Annotated in this window: 17 protein-coding genes; 4 read left to right on the top strand and 13 right to left on the bottom strand. The window is 63.4% G+C overall.

Annotation, left to right across the window (positions count from 1 at the left end; all coding sequences use genetic code 11):
- From AC0L17_RS06380 to puuE, 12 genes are all read right to left on the bottom strand, one after another.
- The coding region (locus tag AC0L17_RS06380; protein WP_473515194.1) for an IS256 family transposase at positions 1-686 on the bottom strand (686 nt) is incomplete at its 3' end.
- A 177-nt stretch (positions 687-863) separates the two neighbouring features.
- Positions 864-2,516 carry an ABC transporter ATP-binding protein gene (locus tag AC0L17_RS06375; RefSeq protein ID WP_473515193.1) on the bottom strand — a complete coding sequence of 551 codons (1,653 nt, stop codon included), beginning with the start codon at positions 2,514-2,516 and terminating at the stop codon, positions 864-866.
- Positions 2,516-3,340 (bottom strand): ABC transporter permease, encoded by an 825-nt coding sequence (locus AC0L17_RS06370; protein WP_473515192.1) that lies wholly within the window; start codon positions 3,338-3,340, stop codon positions 2,516-2,518. The genes AC0L17_RS06375 and AC0L17_RS06370 overlap by 1 nt, the downstream gene beginning before the upstream one ends.
- Before the next feature lie 12 nt (positions 3,341-3,352).
- Positions 3,353-4,312, bottom strand: a complete 960-nt coding sequence (locus AC0L17_RS06365) for an ABC transporter permease (RefSeq protein WP_091592661.1) — start codon at positions 4,310-4,312, stop codon at positions 3,353-3,355.
- 16 nt (positions 4,313-4,328) lie between these two features.
- A complete protein-coding gene (locus AC0L17_RS06360; protein ID WP_473515191.1) occupies positions 4,329-5,915 on the bottom strand; it encodes an ABC transporter substrate-binding protein in 1,587 nt (528 codons plus the stop codon).
- Between the two features lie 157 nt (positions 5,916-6,072).
- Complete coding sequence (locus AC0L17_RS06355) at positions 6,073-8,058, bottom strand: CocE/NonD family hydrolase (RefSeq protein ID WP_473515190.1); 1,986 nt, start codon at positions 8,056-8,058, stop codon at positions 6,073-6,075.
- An 86-nt stretch (positions 8,059-8,144) separates the two neighbouring features.
- On the bottom strand, positions 8,145-8,564 hold the full coding sequence (locus AC0L17_RS06350) for a type II toxin-antitoxin system MqsA family antitoxin (protein WP_287072720.1): 420 nt from the start codon (positions 8,562-8,564) through the stop codon (positions 8,145-8,147).
- Positions 8,565-8,566: 2 nt separating this feature from the next.
- Positions 8,567-8,872, bottom strand: a complete 306-nt coding sequence (locus tag AC0L17_RS06345) for a type II toxin-antitoxin system MqsR family toxin (protein ID WP_473515189.1) — start codon at positions 8,870-8,872, stop codon at positions 8,567-8,569.
- Positions 8,873-8,925: 53 nt separating this feature from the next.
- Positions 8,926-9,519, bottom strand: coding sequence for a nucleoside deaminase (locus tag AC0L17_RS06340; protein ID WP_473515206.1), 594 nt, complete (start codon positions 9,517-9,519; stop codon positions 8,926-8,928).
- Entirely contained in the window at positions 9,519-10,022 is a 504-nt protein-coding gene (locus AC0L17_RS06335) for an ureidoglycolate lyase (RefSeq protein ID WP_236377920.1), read from the bottom strand. The genes AC0L17_RS06340 and AC0L17_RS06335 overlap by 1 nt, the downstream gene beginning before the upstream one ends.
- Positions 10,019-10,867 carry a bifunctional allantoicase/(S)-ureidoglycine aminohydrolase gene (locus AC0L17_RS06330; RefSeq protein ID WP_473515188.1) on the bottom strand — a complete coding sequence of 283 codons (849 nt, stop codon included), beginning with the start codon at positions 10,865-10,867 and terminating at the stop codon, positions 10,019-10,021. Before AC0L17_RS06330 ends, AC0L17_RS06335 begins: the two co-directional genes overlap by 4 nt.
- 44 nt (positions 10,868-10,911) lie before the next feature.
- Complete coding sequence (gene puuE, locus AC0L17_RS06325; RefSeq protein WP_473515187.1) at positions 10,912-12,345, bottom strand: allantoinase PuuE; 1,434 nt, start codon at positions 12,343-12,345, stop codon at positions 10,912-10,914.
- A gap of 193 nt (positions 12,346-12,538) precedes the next feature.
- Between puuE and uraH the strand changes: the two genes are divergently transcribed.
- The 4 genes from uraH (at position 12,539) to xdhC (ending at position 17,819) form a co-directional block, all read left to right on the top strand.
- Positions 12,539-12,913 carry a hydroxyisourate hydrolase gene (gene uraH / locus AC0L17_RS06320; RefSeq protein WP_473515186.1) on the top strand — a complete coding sequence of 125 codons (375 nt, stop codon included), beginning with the start codon at positions 12,539-12,541 and terminating at the stop codon, positions 12,911-12,913.
- A 3-nt stretch (positions 12,914-12,916) separates the two neighbouring features.
- Positions 12,917-14,398, top strand: coding sequence for a xanthine dehydrogenase small subunit (gene xdhA, locus AC0L17_RS06315; protein ID WP_473515185.1), 1,482 nt, complete (start codon positions 12,917-12,919; stop codon positions 14,396-14,398).
- A complete protein-coding gene (xdhB, locus tag AC0L17_RS06310) occupies positions 14,398-16,746 on the top strand; it encodes a xanthine dehydrogenase molybdopterin binding subunit (RefSeq protein ID WP_473515184.1) in 2,349 nt (782 codons plus the stop codon). Before xdhA ends, xdhB begins: the two co-directional genes overlap by 1 nt.
- 77 nt (positions 16,747-16,823) lie before the next feature.
- Entirely contained in the window at positions 16,824-17,819 is a 996-nt protein-coding gene (xdhC, locus tag AC0L17_RS06305) for a xanthine dehydrogenase accessory protein XdhC (protein WP_473515183.1), read from the top strand.
- Positions 17,820-17,840: 21 nt separating this feature from the next.
- On the opposite strand, the gene AC0L17_RS06300 is transcribed toward xdhC, so the two are convergent.
- Entirely contained in the window at positions 17,841-18,761 is a 921-nt protein-coding gene (locus AC0L17_RS06300) for a LysR family transcriptional regulator (RefSeq protein ID WP_473515205.1), read from the bottom strand.
- Positions 18,762-18,824: the final 63 nt, after the last annotated feature.

The following is an 18,824-nucleotide window of genomic DNA, read 5'->3' as shown; positions in this document are numbered from 1 at the left end:
GAGACGACGAACTCGACGCCGGCGAGCCCGCGCTGCTTGAGCCCTGCCACGAACGCGCGCCAGCTCGAATGGCTTTCACGGTTGGCCAGCTCGACACCGAGCACCTGGCGCCGGCCCTCCCAGTCGACCCCGATCGCCACCAAGACCGCCTGGCTGGCGATCACGCCGGCCTCGCGCGCCCGCTCGTAGCGCGCATCCAGGATGAGGTACGGGTAAGGTTCGGCAAGCCGCCGCTCAAAGAACGCCTTCAGCGCCTCATCCAGCCGCGCCGTCGCCTCGCTCACCGTCGAGGCCGAGAAGGAATGGCCGCACAGTTCCTCGGTGATCGCCTTCACCTTCCGGGTCGACACGCCTTGCACGTACATCTCGACCAGCGCCGATACCAGTGCCTTCTCCGAGCGTTGATAACGCTCGAACAACTCCGTCGAGAACCGGCCGGCCCGATCTTGCGGAACCCGAAGCTCCAGCACGCCAACCCGCGTCACAAGCTTGCGTTCGTAATAGCCGGACCGGTAACCAACCCGCTCCGCCGTCCGCTCGCCTTTCTCGGCCCCGATCGCCTCCGTCATCTCGGCTTCCAAAGTCTCCTGCACCACAGTCTGCAAAACTCTGCGGAAGCCGTCCTCATCCGACAACAGCAACGCTTTCAACTCGCCTCTGCTCAGTCTAACGTCTCGATTGGTCATGGCACTTACCCTTCCACGGGAATCGGTGATCGCAACGTCACCAGCGTGCCATGGCCGCCCCTCGCCTCAGAGCATGGGCGGTTCTCTCTCCAGAACTTTTTGCAGAACCTTCAGGACACTATCAGGGAAGGGCGCGCGCTGGCGTCGTCGTACCGGGTGTGGCGGATCGTCGGGTGTCTAGTTGCCGGCGCTGGCCATGCGCCGTCCCTTGATCGCCTTTTCCAGCCAGCCGATCTCCATTTCGGGGACTGACGACAAGAGAAGGTCGGTATAGGCATCGAACGGCGGCGCCAGCACCTGGCTCTTGGCGCCGTAGCGCACCACCTCGCCGCGATACATCACCGCGATCGAATCGGCGATCGACTTCACCGTCGCGAGGTCGTGGGTAATGAACAAATAGGCGACGTTTTCTTCCTTCTGCAGCTCGAGCAGCAGCTTCAGGATGCCGTTGGCGACCAGCGGGTCGAGCGCCGATGTCACCTCGTCGCAGATGATCAGCTTTGGCTTGGCGGCGAGCGAACGGGCGATGCAGACGCGCTGCTTCTGGCCACCGGAAAGCTCGGCCGGGTAGCGGTCGACAAAGCCCTTGCCCATTTCGATCTTGTCAAGCAATTCGGCGACGCGCTTGTCGCGCTCGCGGCCGCGCAGACCAAAATAGAATTCGAGCGGCCGGCCGATGATGGTGCCGACGGTCTGGCGCGGGTTCATCGCCACGTCGGCCATCTGGTAGATCATCTGCAACTGGCGCAGATCCTCCTTGGGCCGGTCGGCAAGCCGGTTGGCGAGCGGCCGCCCGTCGAAGGTGACGGTGCCTTGTTCGGGCGGCAACAGGCCAGTGATGGCACGCGCCAGCGTCGACTTGCCCGAGCCGGACTCGCCGACCACCGCCAGCGTCTGGCCCGGATAGATGTCGACCGAGACGTTCTTCAGCACCTTGATATGGCTGCGGCCATAGGCGGCGGTGATGTTCTTGACCGACAGGAACGGGTTCGTGCCGGGCTTTTGCTCCTGGTGCTCGATCTCATGCACCGACACCAGCGCATTGGTATATTCCTGGCGCGGCTCCTTGATGATCTGGCGGGTGCCGCCCCATTCGACCAGCCGGCCGTGGCGCAGCACCATGATCTCGTCCGAGACCTGGGCGACGACGGCAAGGTCATGGGTGATGTACAGCGCCGCGACATGCGTGTCGCGGATGGCGTCCTTGATCGCCGCCAGCACGTCGATCTGCGTCGTCACGTCGAGCGCCGTGGTCGGCTCGTCGAAGACGATCAGGTCGGGCTCGGAGCACAGCGCCATCGCCGTCATCACGCGCTGCAGCTGGCCGCCTGACACCTGGTGCGGAAAGCGCTCGCCGATGCTTTCGGGGTTCGGCAGGCTGAGCTTCTTGAACAGCGCGATGGCGCGCTTTTCGGCCGCGGCCCGTGTCGCCGTGCCATGCAGCAGCGTCGCCTCGACGACCTGGTCCATCAGCCTGTGCGCCGGGTTGAAGGCGGCGGCAGCCGATTGCGCGACATAGCAGACCTCGCGGCCGCGCAGCTTGCGAAAGCCCTCCTTGCCGCCTTTGAGGATGTCGCGGCCGTTGAGGATGACTTCGCCGCCGGTGATCCGCACGCCGCCGCGGCCATAGCCCATCGACGCCAGGCCGATGGTCGACTTGCCGGCGCCGGACTCGCCGATCAGGCCGAGTACCTTGCCCTTCTCGAGCGACAGCGAGACGTCGTGGACCAGCACGATGTTCTTCGGCGCTTCGCCCGGCGGGAACACCGTGGCCTCGATGCGCAGATTGCGGATATCGAGCAGCACGGACTTTGCTCGCTGGTCAGCCATTACCCGCGCCCTCCCTTCAGGCTCGTCGTGCGGTTGAGCACCCAGTCGGCGACAAGGTTGACGGAAATCGCCAGCATGGCGATCGCCGCGGCAGGGATGAGCGCCGCCGCGATGCCGAAGACGATGCCGTCCTTGTTTTCCTTGACCATGCCGCCCCAGTCGGCGCTAGGCGGCTGCACGCCGAGGCCGAGGAAGGACAGCGTCGACAGGAACAGCACGGCATAGATGAAGCGCAGGCCGAGTTCCGAAACCAGCGGCGACAACGCATTGGGCAGGATCTCGCGGAAGATGATCCACACGCTACCTTCGCCGCGCAGCTTGGCCGCCTCGACGAAATCCATGACGTTGATATCGACGGCGACCGCCCGCGACAGGCGGTAGACGCGGGTCGAGTCGAGAATGCCCATGACCAGGATCAGCGTCACCAGATTGGTTGGCAGCACCGAGAGCACGACGAGGCCCATGATCAGCGTCGGGATCGACATCAGGAGATCGACGAGACGCGACAGCAGCGTGTCGAACCAGCCGCCGAAGACCGCCGCCGAGAAGCCAAGGATGGCGCCGAGCGAGAACGACAGCGCGGTGGCCAGCACAGCGATCAACAGCGTGACGCGGGCGCCGTAGATCATGCGCGAAAGAAGGTCGCGGCCGAGATTGTCGGTGCCCAGCCAATGTGTCGCCGACATCGGCCCCCAGACATCGCCGACGATCTCGCCATTGCCATAGGGCGCGATCCACGGCGCGAAGATCGCCGCCAGCACGAATAGCGCCGTCAGCACCAGGCCGACAAGCGCGGGAATGGGGATGCGTTTTATGTCGAGCATGCCCGCTCCCCCCTATTTCGGATGTCTGAGACGCGGATTGGCGACGATCGCCGCTATGTCCGCAATGATGTTCAGGCTGATGTAGACGGCGGCAAAGATCAGGCCGACCGCCTGCACCACCGGCACGTCGCGCTTGGTGACATGGTCGACGAGAAATTGCCCCATGCCGGGATAGACGAAGATCACTTCGACCACGACGACGCCGACGATGAGATAAGCGAGGTTGAGCATGACGACGTTGATGATCGGCGCGATCGCATTGGGAAAGGCATGCCTGCGAATGACGGCGAATGCCGAAAGCCCCTTGAGCTCGGCGGTTTCGACATAAGCCGACTGCATCACATTGAGGATCGCGGCGCGCGTCATCCGCATCATATGGGCGAGCACCACCAGCGTCAGTGCTGCCGCCGGCAGCATGATCGCCTGCATGCGCTCGCCGAAAGGCATTCCGTCATAGACCGTCGAGATGCCGGGGAAGATCTGGTATTTCACGGCAAAGAAATAGACCAGCACGTAGCCGATGAAGAACTCGGGAAACGACGTCGAGGCGAGCGCCAATCCGGAGATCAGCTTGTCGACCCAGCCGTTGCGGTAACGCACCGCGATCAGGCCGAGGATGATCGCCAGCGGCACGGCCACGACCGCCGCCCAGAAGGCGAGGAACAGCGTATTCCACAACCGCCCCTTGATCGACGTCGCAATATCCTGCCCGCTCGACATGGCGGTGCCGAGATCGCCGGTCACGACGCCGCCGAGCCAGCGGAAATAGCGGACAAAGGCCGGATCGTTGAGGCCGAGCTGCTCGCGCAGATTGGCAAGCGACTCCGGTGTCGCCGACTGTCCGAGGATGGCTTGCGCGACGTCGCCGGGCAGGATCTGGGTGCCGGCGAAGATCAGGACCGATACGGCCAACAGCAGGAGGATGCCCAGCGCAATGCGCTGGGCCACCAGTTTCACGATGGGTGAGGACATCTCCGCAAGGCCGGGCTCAGGCTTCGAGCCAGCACTTTGCCAGAGCGTATCCGTTCATCAGCTCCTGATGCGGATCGTCCACCCAGCCGGCGACCTTGGCACCCGTCGCGTCGATGAACTGGTTGAACATCGGCAGGATCAGGCCGCCCTCGTCGCGCACCATGACGGCCATGTCGTGGTACATCTGCTTGCGCTTGGCCTCGTCGAGCTCGGCGCGCGCCGCCAGCACCATCTTGTCGAAATCCGGACGCAGGAAACGCGTATCGTTCCAGTCCGCGGTCGACAGATAGGCGGTTGAGTACATCTGGTCCTGCGTCGAGCGCCCACCCCAGTAGGAGGCGGAGAAGGGCTGCTTGTTCCAGACTTCGTTCCAGTAGCCGTCGCCGGGCTCGCGCTTGAGCTCGAGCTTGATGCCGGCCTTGGCGGCGCTCTGCTGGAAGAGCTGCGAAGCATCGACAGCGCCGGGGAAGGCGACGTCCGACGTCCTGAGCAGGACGGCGCCGTCATGGCCCGACTTCTTGTAGTGGAACTTGGCCTTGTCGGGATCGTATTTGCGCTGCTCGATCTCGGTAAACAGCGGATAGGACGCGTTGATCGGGAAATCGTTGCCGAGCGAGCCATAGCCACGCAGGATCTTGTCCAGCATCTCCTCGCGGTCGATCGCCAGCTTCAGCGCCATCCTGAGGTCGTTGTTGTCGAACGGCGCTGTGTTGCAATGCATGATAAACACGTAGTGGCCGGGGCCGGCATGGTTGCGGATGGTGACACCGGGCAGACGCTTGATCAGGTCGACGATCTTCGGCTCGACGCGGTTGATCATGTTGACCTGGCCGCCTTGCAGGGCCGACGTACGCGCCGTGGCGTCGTTGATAACGATGACCTCGATCTGGTCGGCATGGCCCATCTTGTCGCCCTGCCAGTAATTGGCGAAACGCTCGGCACCATGGCGAACACCAGGCTCGTTGGTCACGATCTTGTACGGGCCGGCGCCGATACCGGCGTCGGGCTTGTCCTTGCCGCCGTTGGGCTGGACGATCAAGTGGTAGTCGCTGAGCAGGTAGGGCAGGTCGGCGTTCGCCTCCTTCAAGGTCAGCACGACTTCCTTGCCGCTGGCCTTGATGCTCTCGATGCCTTTCATGTAGCCGAGCGCGCCGGACTTCGACTTCTCGTCGGAATGACGCTCGAGCGTGGCGGCCACGTCCTCGGCAGTCACCGTCTTGCCATTGTGGAATTCGACGCCGTCGCGGATTTTCAGCGTCCACACCTTGCCGTCGTCCGACGAACCAATTTCCTCGGCGATGCGGTTTTCGAGCTTGCCGTCGGGGGACAGCTCGACGATCATTTCGCCCCAGCATTTGCCGAAGGCGAACGGAACCTGCGTCATCATCAGCGCCGGGTCGAGGCTGTTGGTGGACTCACCGCCGACCAGGCCGGCCTTCAGCGTGCCGCCCTTGACCGGACCGGCGGCGCGCGCCGCGCTTGAAAGCAGTGAGTTGGCGAAGGTCGCGGTGACGCCGAGCGCTGCCGCCCGGCCGAGAAAATCACGACGGCTCAGTTTACCGGATGCGACGCGCCGGCTAAGAAATTCCAGTTCGTTCGACATGTTGAGTTCCTCACTCTGTTGGTTCGACCTTGTGGCCGTTTTTTTATGGTTTCTTGTGAGGAGAATAATGACCGCAAGGGAACGCCGTAAGCAAGACCGAATGCGACATGCCGTGGCGTAAATCGCACGTCGCAATTGGACCAATCCGAATAAGCGCTCAAAGCAGCGCGCGCGGGATTTTCTCTTCGAAATTGCGCTCGAAAACCAGTTTCTCACCTTCATAGGCTTCGATTCTGGCGTTAACCATGAAGTTTTGCGCGTCGGACCGCATCTCGGCTGATGTTTCGGTGCGCACCGACCATCCGTTTCGCGACAGCGTCTGGGTCCAATGCGTCTTGCCCGACGCCGACAACGGATCGTCGGGGTGGATCGTCCATGTCTCTCGCGCGATGCTGCCATTGGCGAGGCCATGCTCCAGATCGCGAACCTCGCCGAAATCGTCGACGATGGAAAGCGTGATCATTCCGGTCTTTTCATCGCAATTGACATGACGCTCGGAATTGGCAGCGCGGAGTGTCTCCGTCGCCCAGGGCGCGGCTGCCTCCGGCGTGGGGAACGTGACTTCGTCGCCTTTCGCCAGCGGGCGCAGCGGCAGCTTCAGCGTTGCCGCCGACAGGTCGAGCCGGACCGGTTCCGGCGATGGCCAGATCATCGGCCAGTAGGCGTTCGAAACAGCAATACGCAGGCGGTGGCCTGATGGTACGCGATAGGCACATTGGTCGAGCACGACCCGGGCGCTGACGGCTTCGCCCGGCACCAGCGCTTGCGGGAATTCGTGCGAATTGCGGTGCGTCAGGTTGAGCACGCCGTAGGAGATCAGCTCCGACGCGCCGTCGGGATGCACGTCGCACAGCCGCACCGCGATGTTGGCCTGCGGTCGATCCGAGGCGACCTGGATCAAAACCTCCGGCGCGCCGACAATGTCGATCGCCTCGCCGAGCGGGGGCTGGTCGAAACACACCGACAGCGCATCGTCGGGGCGCTGGTCGCCGGGCAGTTCCGGCCCGAAGGTGAAGGGGAAATATTCGCCGCCGGCGAGGCCGCAGCTTTGTGGCGAAGCCACGATTGCAGGCCTGGCGCCTTCCGGGATCAGTTCGATCGCCTCAGCCTTGATGTTGGGCGATGGCCAGTCTGCTTCGGCAACCCAGCGGCCGGGCCGCTCGGGATGCCAGCGTGCGGGGCGGACGCTGTCCATGACATAGGCGCGGTAGGCAGGATCGGCATCGACGCCGGTCTCGATGTCCTTCAGCCAGCGGTCCCACCAGCGCAACGCCTCCTGCAGGAAGCCGATGCGCGGTTCAGGCGCCGCATAATGTGGGTATTTATGGATCCACGGGCCGACGATGCCTTTGACCGGCGCCTCGATATTGGCCGCGAGGTGGGAAATCGTATTGCGATAGCCGTCATGCCAGCCGCCGATCGACAGCACGGCGGCTTGGATGGCGGAATAGTTCTCGCAGATCGAACCGCGCTTCCAATAGGCGTCGCGGTGCTGATGCTTCAGCCACAATGGCGCCAGGAAGGGCTGGTTCTCCAGCCGGGTCAGCCATAGGTCGAGCCATCTGTTGTCGCCGGCCAGCAGCGGGTCCGGTGGCCGCGACGAATAGGACAGCATGGTCGAGGCCCAGCCGAAATTCTCGATCAGCAGGCAGCCGCCCTTGTAGTGGATATCGTCCGCGTAGCGGTCGACGGTCGAGCACAGGCTGATGACCGCCTTCAGCGCCGGCGGCCGCTTGGCTGCCGTCTGCAGGCAGTTGAAGCCGCCCCAGGAGATGCCCATCATGCCGACATTGCCGTTGCACCAAGGCTGGGCCGCCGCCCAGGCGATCACGTCGCAGGCGTCCTGCAATTCCTGCTCGGAATATTCGTCGTCCATCAGCCCTTCGGAATCGCCATTGCCGCGCATGTCGACGCGGATCGAGGCGTAGCCGTGACCGGCGAAATAGGGATGCGTCAGCTGATCGCGAAAGGTGGTGCCGTCGCGCTTGCGGTAAGGCAGGTGCTCAAGGATCGCAGGCACCGGGTCGTCGACGGCATCGGCCGGCATCCATACCCGCGCCGACAGCCGGCAGCCATCCGGCATGACGATGCCCATGTCCGGAAATTCGACGACCTTGCGGGGAAATTCAGTGATGGTCTTCATGCGGGGCATAACGCCCCGCAGCGAGGCGACTTTCAATCGCCATTCGCGACTGGAGCAAAAAAATATGCGACCTGTCAGGGAGCGCGCTATCGCAACTCGTCCAGCAGTTCGGGATGTTTTTCCAACAGCGTCATCAACTGAATGGTCGGGCCACTCGGCTCAATCAAACCCCGTTCGTATTTGTCGAAAGCGTTCTCGCCGACTTTGAACAGGGATCCCGCTTCGCGCTGCGACAGTTTGAGCTTTGTGCGCACGCGACGGATGGTGGCCGGCGCCGGAACGCCGTCAATCTTTTCTTTGAGGATGCGGAGCGCTGCATCGACGACAGTCATGTCGTCCCCGACATGCACGCCCTCATCTCCCGATGGGGGATAATACCCCGGCAGATCGACGATCATGCTCTCGCCCTTGTAAGTCACAGTGAACGGACGCACTCCACGCGTCAGCGTTTCTCCTGTTTCCGGGGAGATCATGGTGTTCGTTTCATTATTTACTTTCGTCGTCATAGTCACTTTTCCTTGAACGACATGACTGTGAATCCGGTCACGACGTCCGCCTGAAATTTCACGTAGAGCACCAACTCGCGTGCTGGCACGTGGTAGACATCTTGCCAGACACGATGGTCGGCGAATGTCGTCATTGACTTTACAAACATTTTTCGCGTGATGCTGCCGATCACCTCGACTATACTGGAGCGATCGAAGCCGAGGCCAACCGCATCCCGCAGGGCGGACGTCGTGATTGCCAGCGTATCTACAGAGTCCAACTCCGCCTTGATAGCATCAAGATCGTAAGTGGGCCTGCGTTTCTCCATAACGCAGTATGCCACCATAAAGGGGGCATTTCAAGCTTTGAACTTTGCGGCATTCAACTCAACGGAATGTCGTTGTCAGCCTTGCTCGTCTGATAGGCGCTGGACAATTCGTCATAGCGTGCGGAGATTTTGCCGATCCGCGTTTCCAGTCGCACACGCTCGGTCTCGGGCAGCGACCACACCAGTTTTCGGATCGAAAAACTCTTCCAGTACGCATTCTCGGCATTGTAGCCGCCGGGGTCGAGGGTGAAGACCTCCTTCAGGATCTTCAGATCGTGCGGGATGGCGAAGCTGTCGCGCGAATCCTCATGCGAAAAAAGATAGTAGAAATTGTCGAAGCCGGTCCAGGTGATCGCCGACAGGCAGAGCGAGCAGGGTTCGTGCGTGGCGAGAAAAATCGCGTCCTTGGTGTCGACGCGCTCAGCCTTCGGCATTTCATAAAACCGCTTCAGGCAGTGCACTTCACCATGCCAGAGCGGATTTTCCGTCTCGTTGTTGGTTTCGGCGAGCACCAGCGAACGGTCGTTCTTGCGCAGGATCGCGGCGCCGAACAGCTTGTTGCCGTGGGCGACTCCTTCGGCCGTCTTCGGCACGATGTCATGCTCGATGACGTCGAGCAGTCGGTCGATCAGCGAGACGTCGACCATCATGCGGTCCCCTTGGGAAGATGGATCTCATAGGCGTGCGAGAAATGGCATTCTTCGAGGTTGGAGCCGTCGCCACCGCGATCGACCACGAGAAAGTCCTGGGCCTCGCCGATCGGCGTCAGCACGCCGTGCCAGCGATTGCGCGGATAGTTGACGCCCTGCCCGGGCGCGGTGAGGAAGGCGTGCGGCTCGCCCGGGCCGTCGTCGCCATCATGGCAGACGACGACCAGGAACGGCCGTGGCGACAACGGCATGAAAGCCTGGCTGCCGAACGGATGACGCTCGACCATGGTGAGCTTCAGCGGAAAATCGTAAGGCGTGCCGCGCACCATGGAGATCAGCACGCGCCCATTCGGCCCCTGCGCTTCGGCGGTGGCGAGGTTGTGATAGCGCTCGGCCTTGCCGCGATTGATCGGGTAGTGATTGCCGCCGCCCATATCGATGACGTCGCCGAACTCGGCAAAATTTTCGCGGGTTAGCGGCCGCGCCACGATGCGGGTCATGGCGCGCGCCTCCCGACGCCGGCGCTACCAAGCTTGGCGTGCCGGTTGACATCCTTGTAGAGCAAATAGCGGAATTTTCCGGGGCCGCCAGCATAGCAGGCCTGCGGACAGAAGGCGCGCAGCCACATATAGTCGCCGGCCTCGACCTCGACCCAGTCCTGGTTGAGGCGGTAGACCGCCTTGCCCTCCAGCACATAGAGGCCGTGTTCCATGACATGCGTCTCGGCGAAGGGAATGACCGCGCCCGGTTCGAGCGTGACGATGGTGACATGCATGTCGTGGCGCATGTCTTCAGAGTCAACGAAGCGCGTCGTCGCCCAACAGCCCTCGGTGCCGGGCATCGGCGTCGGCGCAATGTCCTGTTCGTTGGCAAAGAAGGCTTGCGGGACATCAATGCCTTCGACGGCGTCGTAAGCCTTGCGGATCCAGTGGAAGCGGACAGCAGAGCCGCTCTCGTTGCGAACTGTCCATCCGCTGGCCGGCGGCAGGAAAGCAAAGCCGCCCGGCTGCAGGACATGCTTCTCGCCAGCCAGCAAAACGCTCAGCTCGCCCTCGACCATAAACAGGGCGCCCTCGGCGCCGGCATCCGGTTCCGGCCGGTCGCTGCCGCCGCCGGGCGCCACCTCGACGATATATTGCGAGAACGTCTCGGCAAAACCCGAGAGCGGGCGCGACAGCACCCAGACGCGGGTCTTGTCCCAGAACGGCAAGGCGCTGGTGACGATGTCCTGCATCACGCCCCGTGGAATGACGGCATAGGCCTCGGTGAAGACGGCGCGGCCGGTCAGCAGCTCACTCTGGCCGGGGTGGCCGCCCTGCGGCGCGTAATAGGTTCGGTCGGCCATTTTCATCGTATCCATATGTTCAGAGCCTGTTGCGGAAGCTAGGCCTATTGCGGAAGCATGTCCTTGAGGCGGAGCAGTGCGATACGCTCGACCTGTTTGCAGGCGGTTTCGAATTCAACAGCGCGGCTGTTGCCGATGCGCGCCTCGAACTCCGCCAGGATTTCTTCCTTGGTCTTGCCTTTCACCGCGATGATGAAGGGGAACCCGAAACTGGTGACGTAGGCGGCATTGAGCTTGGAGAACAGCTCGCGCTCTTTATCGGTCAGCGCCTCGAGCCCGGCGGAAGCCTGTTCCCTGGCCGATTCCGTTGTCAGCCGCTTGGCCTGAGCCAGTTTTCCGGCAAGGTCGGGATGGGCGTTGAGCACGGAGAGCCGCTCGGTCTCGCTGGCGCCGCGAAAGACACGGCACAGCGCATTGTGCAGACCGCCGGCACTGTCATGCGCCGGACCGAGCTCCAGCTCATAGGCGCGCTCGGCGATCCACGGCGAATGCTCGAATACGCCGCCGAATGCCTGGACGAAAGCCTCGAATTCCATATTCGACGGGCGCAGCGTCGGCGGCCGGAACGGATGGTTCTCTTGCCAGTGCCTTGCAATGTCGATGCGTCGCGCCAGCCAGACCCTGTCGTGCGATTTGACGTAGTCGACGAAGCGCTTCAGCGCCGCGACCCGGCCCGGCCTGCCGACGAGGCGGCAGTGCAGGCCGATATTCATCAAGCGCGGCCGCCCTGCCTTGCCCTCGGCATAGAGCGTGTCGAAACTATCCCTGAGATAGGCGAAGAACTGGTCGCCCGAGTTGAAGCCCTGCGGCGTGGCGAAGCGCATGTCGTTGGCGTCGAGCGTATAGGGGATGATGAGCTGCGGTTTTGCCGACCCGTCCGGCCCACCATGCTCGAACCAGTACGGCAGTTCATCGTCATAGGTGTCCGACACATAGTCGAAGCCGCCCTCTTCCGCCGCCAGCCGCACGGTGTTGATCGATGTGCGGCCGGTGTACCAGCCGGTCGGCCGCGCCCCGGTCACCTCGTAGTGCAGCCGGATTGCCTCGTCCATGTCGCGGCGCTCGTCCTCCGGCGCATGGTCGCGATAGTCGATCCATCTCAGCCCGTGCGAGGCGATCTCCCAGCCGGCCTCCTGCATCGCCACGACCTGGTCGGGCGAACGCGCCAGTGCTGTGGCGACGCCGTAGCAGGTGATCGGCACCTCAGCCTCGGTGAACAGGCGCAGCAATCGCCAGAAGCCGGCGCGGGCGCCATATTCGTAGATCGATTCCATGTTCCGGTGGCGCTGCCCGGGCCAGGGTGCAGCGCCGACGATCTCGGACAGGAAGGCTTCCGAAGCCTTGTCGCCGTGCAGGACGCAATTTTCGCCGCCTTCCTCGTAATTGACGACGAACTGCACCGCGACATGCGCCCTGCCGGGCCATTTCGGATCCGGCGGATTGGCGCCGTAGCCGCGCATGTCTCGTTCGTAACGCATTGTCGCTCCTGCCGGATAGTGTGATCAGGATAGTCGAAAGGATTGCTTGCGCATTCCCCCGAAAATTTTTGAAAGTGTTTTTGCAGCACTTCACTCGACCGGGACTTATGCATCGCCTTTAATGGGCGCACAATTCGCCAAACATGTTCGACTGTACCGGACATGTTCGAGTGTACCGGAATGGGAGCAGCCAGTGGCGGAAACGTCGAAAGCCGAAGGCGGACGTCTGACGACCCATGTCCTCGACACCGCGACCGGCAGGCCGGCGGCAGGCCTGTCGATCGAGCTTTACCGCATCAACGACGACATGCGGACGCATCTGAAGACAGCGGTCACCAATGCCGACGGCCGGTGTGACGCGCCGCTGCTTGCCGACGCGGAATTCCGCACCGGCGAATACGAGCTGGTCTTCGCCGCCGGCGACTATCTGCGCCGGCAGGGGTTGAGACTCCCGGAACCGGCCTTCCTCGACAGCGTGCCGATCCGCTTCGGCATGGCCGAGCCGATACACTATCACGTGCCGCTGCTCATATCGCCCTACGGCTATTCGACCTATCGGGGGAGCTGAGACATGACGAGGCTCAAGATACGCAATGAGATACGCTTCATCCTCAATGGCAAGGATGTTGCGCTGACCACGGTCGCGCCCGACGAGACCTTGCTCGACTGGCTGCGGCTCGAGCGCTCGCTGCGCGGCACCAAGGAAGGCTGCGCCGAGGGCGACTGCGGCGCTTGCACCGTGCTGGTCGGAAGGCTGTCAGGCGGCCGGCTAGTCTATGAAAGCGTCAATGCCTGCATCCGCTTCCTTGGCTCGCTCGATCGCACGCATGTCGTAACCGTCGAGCATCTGCGCGGCGACGGCGAAAAACTGCATCCGGTGCAGCAGGCGATGGTCGATTTCCACGGCTCGCAATGCGGCTTCTGCACGCCGGGCTTCGTCATGTCGCTTTATGCCCTGTGGATGCGGTCACCGGAGCCGTCGGATGCAGCCATCGAAAAGGCGCTTCAGGGCAATCTCTGCCGCTGCACCGGCTACGAGGCGATCATGCGGGCGGCACGTGCCATCTCCAGCTACGGCAAGGCGGCAAAGGATCCGCTGGCAGCGGAGCGCAAGGCGATCACGAGCAAGCTCGAAGCGATGAAAGACGGTTCGCGCATCGAGATCGGCGCCGGCAAGCAGCGCTTGGTCGTCCCGGCCGATGCCGACGACCTCGCCGCCGTGCTCGACAAGGAGCCGGGCGCCACCATCGTTGCCGGTTCGACCGATGTCGGCCTGTGGGTGACCAAGCACATGCGCGAGATTGCGCCGGCGATCTTCATCGGCAATCTCGACGGGCTGTGCCGGATTTCCGAAGACAAGGGCATCATCTCGATCGGCGCTGGTGTCACCTACACCGAGGCTTTCTCAATGCTGGCGAAACGCATCCCGGCGCTAGGCCCGCTGTTCGATCGCATCGGCGGCGATCAGGTGCGCAACATGGGCACGATCGGCGGCAACATCGCCAATGGCTCGCCGATCGGCGACACGCCGCCGCCGCTGATCGCACTCGGCGCGCGGCTGACGCTGCGCCGCGGCAACAAGCGGCGGACGATCTCGCTTGAAGACTTCTTCATCGCCTATGGCAAGCAGGACCGGCAGCCGGGTGAATTCGTCGAGGCCGTGCATGTCCCAGTGCCGGGCAGGGATACCAAATTCGCCGTCTACAAGATCACCAAGCGCCGTGACGAGGACATCACTGCCGCACTTGGCGCATTCCTGCTGGCCCTGGCCAAGGACGGCACGGTGGCGGAGGTGCGCATCGCCTATGGCGGCATGGCGGCAACGCCGAAGCGGGCTTTCGGCGTGGAAAAGGCGCTGCTCGGCAGGCCCTGGACGGAACCGACGGTCGAGACCGCCATGGCCGAGTACGCCAAAGACTTTACCCCGCTGACCGACATGCGGGCGAGCGCCGAATACCGGGCGCTGGCGGCGCGCAACCTGCTGTTGCGGTTCTTCGCCGAGACCAGCGGCACCAAAGCACCGATCCAGATATCGCGCCACGAGGCGGCGTGATGACCAAGCACGCTTCAAACCTCAAGGCGCAGAAAATCGCTGGTGGCGTTGCCACCGACCAGCGTCATGATTCCGCGCACAAGCATGTCCGCGGCACGGCCGTCTATATCGATGACATGCCGGAATCATCCGGCATGCTGCATGGCTGCCTCGGGCTGTCGACGGCCACGCATGCCACCATCAGCAGCATGGACCTGGCGGCGGTGCGCGCAGCACCCGGCGTCGTCGACGTGCTGACGGCGAGCGACGTGCCGGGCGAAAACGACATTTCGCCGACCGGCCGCCACGACGAACCGGTGCTGGCCGACGGCAAGGTGCAGTTCTTCGGCCAACCGATCTTTTGCGTCATCGCCGAAACCCGCGAGCAGGCGCGCCGCGCCACAAGGCTGGCCAAGGTCGAATACAAGGAATTGCCTTTCGTCACCGACATCGGCGTCCTCGATCCCAGCAAGGACAAGCTGGTCACGCCGCCGCTGACCCTGAGGCGCGGCGATGCCGCGGCTGCGATCAGGGCGGCGCCGCGCCGGCTGAAAGGAAAAATGCGCATCGGCGGCCAGGACCATTTTTATCTCGAAGGCCAGATCGCCATGGCCATTCCCGGCGAGGATCAGGACGTCACGATTTATTCGTCGACACAGCATCCGAGCGAAATCCAGCACATGGTCAGCCATGCGCTCGGCGTGCCGAGCCATGCCGTCACGGTTGAGATCCGCCGCATGGGCGGCGGCTTTGGCGGCAAGGAAACGCAAGGCAACCAGTTTGCCGCGCTCGCGGCGATTGCTGCGAAAAAACACCATCGCGCGGTGAAAATCCGGCCCGACCGTGACGACGACATGATCGCCACCGGCAAGCGCCATGACTTCCTCGTCGATTACGAGGTCGGCTTCGACGACGACGGCAATATCCTCGGCGTCGATTTCATGTTTGCGGCGCGCTGCGGCTTCTCGGCGGACCTGTCGGGCCCGGTCACCGATCGCGCGCTGTTCCACTGCGACAACACCTATTTCTGGCCGGCGGTTCATGCGCAATCGGCGCCGCTCTACACCAATACCGTGTCGAACACCGCCTTCCGCGGCTTCGGCGGGCCGCAAGGCATGGTCGGCGCCGAGCGCGTCATCGAGGAGGTCGCCTTTGCCGTTGGCAAGGACCCGCTCGAAATCCGCAAGAAGAATTTTTATGGCACCAGCGACCGCAACGTCACGCCCTATCACCAGACGGTGGAGGACAACATCATCCACCGCATCGTCGCCGAGCTGGAGGCGAGTTGCGACTATGCGAGGCGTCGCCGCACCATTGAAGCTTTCAACGCCAACAGCCGCTTCATCAAGCGTGGATTGGCGCTGACGCCGGTCAAGTTCGGCATCTCGTTCACCGCGACGCACTACAATCAGGCCGGCGCGCTGGTGCATGTCTACACCGACGGTTCGGTGCATCTGAACCATGGCGGCACCGAAATGGGGCAGGGCCTCTACGTCAAGGTGGCGCAGGTGGTGGCGGAAGAATTCCAGATCGACGTCGACCAGGTAAAGATCACCGCGACGACGACCGGCAAGGTCCCGAACACCTCGGCGACCGCCGCATCGTCCGGTTCCGACCTCAACGGCATGGCGGCGCAGAACGCGGCCCGGCAGATCAAGGAGCGGTTGACCAACTTCGCCGCCGAAAAATACCAGGTGCCGCGCGATCAGGTGCTGTTCCTGCCCAACCGGGTGCGTATCGGCAACCAGGAGATCGCCTTCGCCGATCTCGTCAGGCAGGCCTACATGGCGCGCATCCAGCTTTCGGCGGCGGGCTTCTACAAGACGCCGAAAATCCACTGGGATCGCGACAAGGGCGAGGGTCGTCCCTTCTATTATTTCGCCTATGGCGCCGCGTGCTCGGAAGTCTCGGTCGACACGCTGACCGGCGAATATGTCGTCGAGCGCACCGACATCCTGCACGAGACCGGACGCTCGCTGAACCGCGCCATCGACCTTGGCCAGGTCGAAGGCGGCTTCATCCAGGGCATGGGATGGCTGACGACGGAGGAGCTTTGGTGGGACGAAAAGGGCCGGCTGCGCACCCATGCGCCGTCGACCTACAAGATTCCGCTCGCTTCGGACCGACCGAAGATCTTCAATGTGACACTGGCCGATTGGCCGGAAGCGAGCGAGCCGACGGTGCACCGCTCCAAGGCGGTCGGCGAGCCGCCGCTGCCGCTCGGCATCTCGGTGCTGCATGCGCTGTCGGATGCGGTGGCAAGCGTTGCCGACCACCGGATCTGCCCGCGCCTCGACCCACCGGCGACGCCGGAGCGGGTGCTGATAGCGATCGAACGGCTGAAGACGGAAGCCAAGGCTGGTGCTTGAACTCGGTCCCGGGGGTCGTACAAGGCGTGCAATCCGGGCCGAAAAACCCTATGTTTCCCGATAGGGAAAGCAAAAACATGACCTCGAAAGTGCAAAGCCTGAAAGCGTTTCTTGGCGGCGCCGGCCGGGTTGCCCTGGTCGAGGTGGCTGGGACCAAAGGCTCGACGCCCCGCGAGAAGGGCGCCTTCATGCTCGTCTCGGGCGCGGCGATTTTTGGCACGATCGGCGGCGGCCAGCTCGAATTCATCGCGATCGACAAGGCGCGGCAGCTGCTCTTCTCCCCCCTTGAGGGGGAGATGGCCGCGGAGCGGCCAGAGGGGGTCGGTAGAGGAAGCACGCGACCTAAGAAAATGTCGAGCACTGGCGCGGCGACCCCACCCGACGGCTTCGCCGCCACCCTCCCCTCAAGGGGGAGGGATATCCGCGCTACCCTCGATGTCCCGCTCGGGCCCGAGATCGGGCAGTGCTGCGGCGGCAGGGTCGAGGTGCTGATCCGGCTGGTCGACACGGCGTTGGCGCAAGAGCTGGTCGCGGCGGCGGACGCCGAGCAGGCGCAGTTGCCGCATGTCTACATCTTCGGCGGCGGCCATGTCGGCCAGGCGCTGGCCTCGGCGGTGGCCTTGCTGCCGGTCCGTGTCGTCGTTGTCGAGACGCGGGCCGAGGCGCTGGAGGGCATGCCGGACACGGTCGAAACCAGCCTGACGCCAATGCCCGAGGCGATGGTGCGCAAGGCTCCGGCTGGCGCCGCGTTCGTCGTCCTCACCCACGACCACGCGCTGGATTTCCTGATCATCGCCGAGGCACTGAAACGCCGGGATGCCGCCTATGTCGGCATGATCGGCTCGAAGACCAAGAAGGCGACATTCAGAAACTGGTTCCTGAAGGCGGCGGACGGCAGCGAGGCGCAATTTGCCGGCCTCGTCTCGCCGATCGGCGGCGATGCGGTCAAGGACAAGCGTCCGCAAGTCATTGCGGCCTTGGCGGCGGCCGAGATCATGACGGCACTGGCCGCCCATGCTGGCGCGCTAGCCGCGCCGCACCCCGTCTCTCGTGGCAAGGCAATGGCCGGCTGACGGCCAGAATTCGAGCAACGCTCATTTGCCGGCCAGAATTTCCTTGATCAGCCGTTGGCAGCGCTCGGCCATGAAATCGAGCAGCAGCCGCACCTTCGGGTCCTGCAGCTTCTTGTGCGGGTAGACGGCGGCGAACTGCACCGGCGTCGGTGGCGTGTCGGGCAGGATCACCTTCAGACGCCGGTCGCGGATGAACGGCTCGACCTCGAAGCGCGGCTTGTTGATGATGCCGCGGCCCGACAGCGCCCAGCCGGTCAGCACGTCGCCATCGTCGGTGTCATAGGGTCCGTGCACCTCGAATTTCCGCGGACCGTCGGCCGTCTGCAGCGTCCACACATATTCGCGCGCGCCGGCGTAGCGCAGCATCAGGCAGTCGTGTTTGTTGGCGATCAGTTCCTGCGGCTCGGTCGGTTCGCCGCGCGTCTCCAGATATTTCGGCGCCGCCACCAGCACCCGCTCGCACTCCATGATGCCGCGCATTCTCAGGCTGGAATCCTCGATGATACCCAGTCTGAACGCGACGTCGATGCCTTCCTTCATGATGTCGACATTGTGGTCCGAAAGCCTCAGCCGAACCTCGATGTCAGGATATTTGTCGTGGAAATCGGGGATTCCCGACGCCACCAGCCGCCGGCCGAGGCCAAGCGGCGCTGTCACCTTGATGGTGCCACGCGGCTGGCCGGACAAAGCGCTGACAGCGGCTTCCGCCTCGGTGACCGCCTCAAGCACCTGCTTGGCGCCGGAGTAGAACACCGTGCCGTGCTCGGTCGGCATCAATTGCCGCGTCGTGCGATTGAACAGCCTGACACCGAGATGTTTTTCGAGCTCCTTGATGCGGTTGGAGGCGACCGCTGGCGAAATGCGCATGTCGCGCCCCGCCGCCGACAGGTTGCCGAGCTCGACGACGCGAACGAAGACGGAGATGTTGTCGAGATAGGCCATGCGGCTTTGGGCTCTCATGCGGCTGCGCAGGGATAACCCTAGTGCATGACCCCGAAAAATCGG

Source organism: Mesorhizobium sp. WSM4829, assembly GCF_055811475.1.
Note: the sequence above shows the minus strand (reverse complement) of the source record. Positions and strands in the feature narration are given on the sequence as shown.

Bases quoted from the DNA above. Each gene is read 5' to 3' on its own strand.
- AC0L17_RS06375 (WP_473515193.1), bottom strand. From the start codon at position 2,516: ATGGCTGACCAGCGAGCAAAGTCCGTGCTGCTCGATATCCGCAATCTG.
- AC0L17_RS06370 (WP_473515192.1), bottom strand. From the start codon at position 3,340: ATGCTCGACATAAAACGCATCCCCATTCCCGCGCTTGTCGGCCTGGTG.
- AC0L17_RS06365 (WP_091592661.1), bottom strand. From the start codon at position 4,312: ATGTCCTCACCCATCGTGAAACTGGTGGCCCAGCGCATTGCGCTGGGC.
- AC0L17_RS06360 (WP_473515191.1), bottom strand. From the start codon at position 5,915: ATGTCGAACGAACTGGAATTTCTTAGCCGGCGCGTCGCATCCGGTAAA.
- AC0L17_RS06355 (WP_473515190.1), bottom strand. From the start codon at position 8,058: ATGAAGACCATCACTGAATTTCCCCGCAAGGTCGTCGAATTTCCGGAC.
- AC0L17_RS06350 (WP_287072720.1), bottom strand. From the start codon at position 8,564: ATGACGACGAAAGTAAATAATGAAACGAACACCATGATCTCCCCGGAA.
- AC0L17_RS06345 (WP_473515189.1), bottom strand. From the start codon at position 8,872: ATGGAGAAACGCAGGCCCACTTACGATCTTGATGCTATCAAGGCGGAG.
- AC0L17_RS06340 (WP_473515206.1), bottom strand. From the start codon at position 9,519: ATGGTCGACGTCTCGCTGATCGACCGACTGCTCGACGTCATCGAGCAT.
- AC0L17_RS06335 (WP_236377920.1), bottom strand. From the start codon at position 10,022: ATGACCCGCATCGTGGCGCGGCCGCTAACCCGCGAAAATTTTGCCGAG.
- AC0L17_RS06330 (WP_473515188.1), bottom strand. From the start codon at position 10,867: ATGGCCGACCGAACCTATTACGCGCCGCAGGGCGGCCACCCCGGCCAG.
- puuE (WP_473515187.1), bottom strand. From the start codon at position 12,345: ATGCGTTACGAACGAGACATGCGCGGCTACGGCGCCAATCCGCCGGAT.
- xdhA (WP_473515185.1), top strand. From the start codon at position 12,917: ATGACGAGGCTCAAGATACGCAATGAGATACGCTTCATCCTCAATGGC.
- xdhB (WP_473515184.1), top strand. From the start codon at position 14,398: ATGACCAAGCACGCTTCAAACCTCAAGGCGCAGAAAATCGCTGGTGGC.
- xdhC (WP_473515183.1), top strand. From the start codon at position 16,824: ATGACCTCGAAAGTGCAAAGCCTGAAAGCGTTTCTTGGCGGCGCCGGC.
- AC0L17_RS06300 (WP_473515205.1), bottom strand. From the start codon at position 18,761: ATGGCCTATCTCGACAACATCTCCGTCTTCGTTCGCGTCGTCGAGCTC.